The following is a 916-nucleotide window of genomic DNA, read 5'->3' on the forward strand; positions in this document are numbered from 1 at the left end:
TCCCCGTACCCCGCCGCCGCCAGCAGCGGGTGTAGGCGGCGGCCCAGCAGCCCGTCGCCGCCCCCGGCGCGCTGGAGCCGGACCAGCGCGTCGACCGCGGCCCGCGCGTACGCGCTGTCCGGGTGGAAGAACGCCGAGCCGTGGTCGCCCTCGATCACGGTCAGCGTGCCGCCGGGACGCAGCACCCGGCCGAGCGCGGCCAGCGCCTCGCCGGGCTCTGCCAGGTGCTCCAGTACGAAGCAGACGAAGAGGTGGTCGAACGCGCCGTCGCGGAAGGGGAGGTGGTGCAGGTCCGCCTGCCGCCACTCCACCCCGGCCCGCTCCCCGACGCGCTCGCGCGCCACCGCCAGCGAATCGGCCGAGACGTCGACCGCCGTGATACGGGCGCCGGGGCTGTTCGCGACCAGGTGCGCCGTCTGCGCGCCCACCCCGCAGCCCACCTCCAGCACCCGGCTGCCCGCCGGGTACGCGGTGTCCGCGTGCAGCAGCGCGGCGAGGGTGTCGGCCTGGTCGCCCAGCCTGCGGGCCTCGTACGGGGAGTAGCCGTGCACATAAGCAGCAGTCGTCATACGGACAGCCTGTCGCGCACTATGGACCGGTGGACAGATCCAAAGCAGGCTGTGCCGACCGGTCCATAGCGCTGCGGGGCTCCGACTTCCTCCAGCTCGACCCCTCCGAGGCGCCGCCCGGCGGCCTCTCGGACTGGCTGGCCGCACGCCTGCGGGGCGCGATCGCCGACGGCCGGCTGCCGCTCGGCAGCACCCTGCCCGCCACCCGGGTGCTGGCCGCCGACCTCGCGGTGTCCCGGGGCGTGGTGACCGAGGCGTACCGGCGGCTGGTCGAGGACGGGCACGTGGTCGGCCGGGGACGGCGCGGCACGGTGGTGGTGGCGGCACCCCCGCACCCGGCCCCGGCG

General features: G+C 76.5%; 2 protein-coding genes. One reads left to right on the forward strand and one right to left on the reverse strand.

All coding sequences use genetic code 11. From position 1 onward, the window contains the following. Positions 1 to 569: class I SAM-dependent methyltransferase (locus tag G5C65_RS37780; protein ID WP_165303589.1), on the reverse strand; the 569-nt coding region annotated here is incomplete at its 3' end. Between the two features lie 29 nt (positions 570 to 598). On the opposite strand from G5C65_RS37780, the gene G5C65_RS37785 reads away from it, so the two are divergent. Further along, on the forward strand, positions 599 to 916 hold a 318-nt coding region (locus G5C65_RS37785; RefSeq protein WP_165303591.1), incomplete at its 3' end, for a GntR family transcriptional regulator.

It is taken from the genome of Streptomyces boncukensis (assembly GCF_011045075.1).
GTDB lineage: Bacteria > Actinomycetota > Actinomycetes > Streptomycetales > Streptomycetaceae > Streptomyces > Streptomyces boncukensis.